General features: G+C 36.4%; 3 protein-coding genes. All 3 read left to right on the top strand.

Annotated features, from left to right (window positions below; all coding sequences use genetic code 11):
- Positions 1 to 2,582 (top strand): DEAD/DEAH box helicase (locus P20439_RS07855; protein ID WP_036933226.1); only part of this gene is annotated, 2,582 nt, incomplete at its 5' end.
- Positions 2,583 to 2,593: 11 nt separating this feature from the next.
- Entirely contained in the window at positions 2,594 to 3,157 is a 564-nt protein-coding gene (locus P20439_RS18970) for an endonuclease NucS domain-containing protein (RefSeq protein ID WP_242376022.1), read from the top strand.
- A gap of 114 nt (positions 3,158 to 3,271) precedes the next feature.
- Positions 3,272 to 3,445 carry a hypothetical protein gene (locus tag P20439_RS18800; protein ID WP_008465896.1) on the top strand — a complete coding sequence of 58 codons (174 nt, stop codon included), beginning with the start codon at positions 3,272 to 3,274 and terminating at the stop codon, positions 3,443 to 3,445.
- Positions 3,446 to 3,789: the final 344 nt, after the last annotated feature.

Here is a 3,789-nt window from a genome sequence, read left to right on the forward strand (position 1 = left end):
AAAAACTAATTGATAGTGATATTATAGATGATTATGTTGCGCAGCTAGCGTTGCGAACACCTCCAATTACAGAACTATTCTATGCACAATATAATGCTCTTCATGCGATGCAAGAAGAAAATGATATTGTTCTGAGCCTTCCTACAAGTAGTGGTAAAACCAGAATCGCTGAAATCGCTATATTGGAAGCACTGATTGATAACCCCTATTCCAAAGTTCTATACCTTGCTCCATTCCGTTCATTATCTTATGAAATAGAAGAATCAATGGAGAAAACACTGGCTCCTTTAGGGTTTTCTACCACTTTTCTATATGGTGGAGGACAGTTTAGTAAGCTTGATAAGACATTAATAGAAAACTCAAATGTTATCATTGCTACACCTGAAAAAGCCAAGGCAATAGTCAGGGCTGATGAAGATATCGCAAATGAGATTAGTTTGCTTATTATCGATGAAGGTCACCTGCTTGGAGCGGAAGAAAGGTTAATTAGAATTGAGTTATTTATTGAAGAGCTAAAACATCACATCAATAAAAATGATGGCAAGATCATGCTACTTTCCGCTGTTCTCCCTAATACAAATGATATTGCTCAATGGATAGCTGAAGATAATAACAGTGTTTACGAAACCGATAAGACAATTGCAGACAAGCGATTTGGTATAATTAAATGGACCAACGCTAAAAATGTAACAATAGAGTGGCTTGGCGAACCAACCTCCTTTAATAGAAATTTTGTTGAAAGGTTTTTACCTCCGAAGGCAAGAACTAAGTCTTTTCCAAATGATAAAAATGAAGGTATTGCTGCTACAGCATTAAAATTGTCGCAACTTGGGACTGTTTTGATGTTCATTGCTCAGGCCAGATATGTTGTTTCTTCAGCTAACAGAGTACTAAGAGCAATGGGAGGTACTCCAGAATTACACAATTATATAAATGAAGAGCTATTTGAGTCATTTAGGCTTGCATGTGATGAGGCTGGTGTTAGTGAAATTTACAATTTAGCTCGATACGGAATTTTATGTCATTACGGAAAACTACCGACTGATGTGCGAATTTTGATTGAGCAATTAATGCGATCAGAAAATGTAAAGGTTATCGTTTCGACAACAAGTTTAGGCCAAGGTGTAAATATTGGGATTTCAACAGTTATCTTTGCTGATGTATTTATGAATCATCAAGACGGAAGAAGAATTGGCTCAAAAGATTTTTGGAATATAGCTGGGAGAGCGGGAAGAGCATTTACAGATATAGAAGGAAAAGTTTTGTACTGCATTGACCAGACTAGCTGGAACAATCAGAGGGACTTAGGCTTTTGTCATGAATACTTTGATTCATCGAAAATGGAACGCGCTGAGAGCGGACTGTTGGCATTAGTAAAATATTTAAAGAGCATCTCAACAGAATGTAATGTTAGTTTTGACTTATTGTTGCAGCTAGTTGCTAATAATGATTTTTCTAAGATGAAATCTGAAGGAACAGATTACTCAGAAGTATTTAGACAGATATTTGACTGGGTTGACGATACGTTATTAGCATTAAACTACAAAAATAAAGCTTATACATTGCAAGACCCCTCGAACTGGATCGATACAGTTTTTAGAAATTCATTGGCTTATATTCAGGCTGGACAAGATGAGGTGCTATCTCAGGAAGAGGTCATAAGTTTCCTTAAGAGTAGAAATAGAGCAGTGATCAACATAGCAGGTGATCAAGTGAATTGGGAAAGTATGGTTAAGTCTGGTATCCCATTAAGCTCTTCCAAAGCACTAGCTGATTACATTGACCCAATTAAAGAGAGCATAAAAGCATTCAAAGGATCGGAGGGTAGTGCTAATGACTTGGCAGAATTCTCTAAAAGTATTGAATCAATAATTCAACAACTCCCATCAGTGAGCTTTAAACATGATTTTGAAGTAGCTGAGTTAGACGAGGTACGGTTAAAATGGTTTAGTGCAAAGCCACTGTCAGAAATATCGCTTCATGAGAATGGTCAAGATATATGTGTTTCGTACCTTTCAATGACACTTCCTTGGGCACTCAATGCCATTACGAGAAAACTTATTGATTTAGAACTTGAAGATGAAGCTGAGTCGCTAGAAGAACTTGCACTTTTCTGCGAAGTAGGCCTTCCTAATATGGAATCGGTAAAAATTTATTTGGCTGGGTTGAAGTCACGGGTTACAGCACTAGAGCTTTCTTCTGTACTTGCAGGAAAATTTACCGATTTAAATAAATCAAAGTTAATTAAGTTACTAAAAGATAATTCATCAATCATTGAGTTAACCTGTGATGAAACAACAAATAAATGGGTAGAGTTATTTACTAAGGAACAAGAAGGCGAAAATGAGGATGGCTTGACTCAAATAAATAATTTTGTATTGAAAAATGCGGACCCAGAAAGCCAGCAACTAAATGCTCGTAGTTTCAACGGAAGTTTATATTTATGCAGCGCAGATTTGACCGAAAAAATAGCTATAAACTCCACTGATGAATTTCCTTTTGCGTCTATTGCTGATAACCCAAGGGTTTTCTTTGAAAAAGAAAGGGGGTATTGGGCCATGAGAGTTAGGGGCGAAACCTAAAAACTATAACCTTGGAGAGTGAACAACAATTGGAGAATCTGATTGTTGCAGACATTTCTATTTTAAATCCAAATTGGTTGCTTATTGGTCGTCAAGTGAGAACTGATTTTGATAAATACATTGATTTACTTGCTATGGATGAAATCGGAAGTGTCATTATCATCGAGTTAAAACGCGATAAAACACCCAGAGATGTTGTAGCTCAAGCACTAGATTACGCATCTTGGGTGGTTGAGATTGACGACAGTAAATTAGTTGATATTTATCATGACTACAGTACGAAATGCGCAATATCGGAACAAAGTTTGGATAGGGCGTTTGAGTCAAAGTTCGGTGTTCCTTTCAAAGATTTTAATTATGACGGTTCACACCAAATGGTAATTGTAGCTGCTGCATTGGATGCAAGTTCAGAGCGGATTATCAACTATTTAAATGACAAAGCTAAAATACCTGTAAAAGCAGTGTTTTTGACGGTATTTGAAGATGGTACAAATCAATATTTAAGTCGAGCTTGGATGATAGCTCCAGAAGAAACCCAAGAGCGCGTTATTTCAAAATCAACAAAAGAGCCTTGAAACGGTCAGTTTTATGTTTCTTTTGGGCATGGTAAAGAGCGACATTGGAATGATGCTTTTAAATATGGATTTGTATCAGCGGGTGGAGGTCGTTGGTATTCAAATACATTAAACATGTTAGATATTGATGATCGTGTATGGGTTAAAATTCCTCAAACGGGCTTTGTTGCTGTTGGAAAAGTTACTGGTGAAATTTCAAGAGCAGACAACTACCAGTTTTCAAAGCACGATAATAAAACCTTACTAGTCTTAGTAACTGATGGTGACTATCGAATTTTACTAATTTAGACGATGATGATGCTGAATACCTGATTCCTGTTGAATGGATTAAAGCTGTACCGTTGACTCAAGCATTTAATGAAACAGGATTGTTTGGAAACCAGAATTCAGTCTGCAAACCACAAACACCAAAGTGGTCACATACTGTTGAAAGAGTAAAACGCATTTCAATCTTTAGAATTAATATTTTAAAAGCAAATATGAGTACTTTTTAAAATAATCTCAAATTACGAGTCTCTAGGGGACTCAATCTCCAGTGAGTCCCAGATCTCAATTTAGAGTCCGTTTGTCATGGATTACGCCCACTTTAATTTAATTCACTCAATTTAACATAACGTAATTTATGGGTTGTT

The sequence above is a fragment of the Pseudoalteromonas sp. BSi20439 genome (assembly GCF_000241165.1).
In the GTDB taxonomy this organism is placed as follows: Bacteria; Pseudomonadota; Gammaproteobacteria; order Enterobacterales; family Alteromonadaceae; genus Pseudoalteromonas.

Bases quoted from the DNA above. Each gene is read 5' to 3' on its own strand.
- P20439_RS18800 (WP_008465896.1), top strand. From the start codon at position 3,272: ATGTTAGATATTGATGATCGTGTATGGGTTAAAATTCCTCAAACGGGC.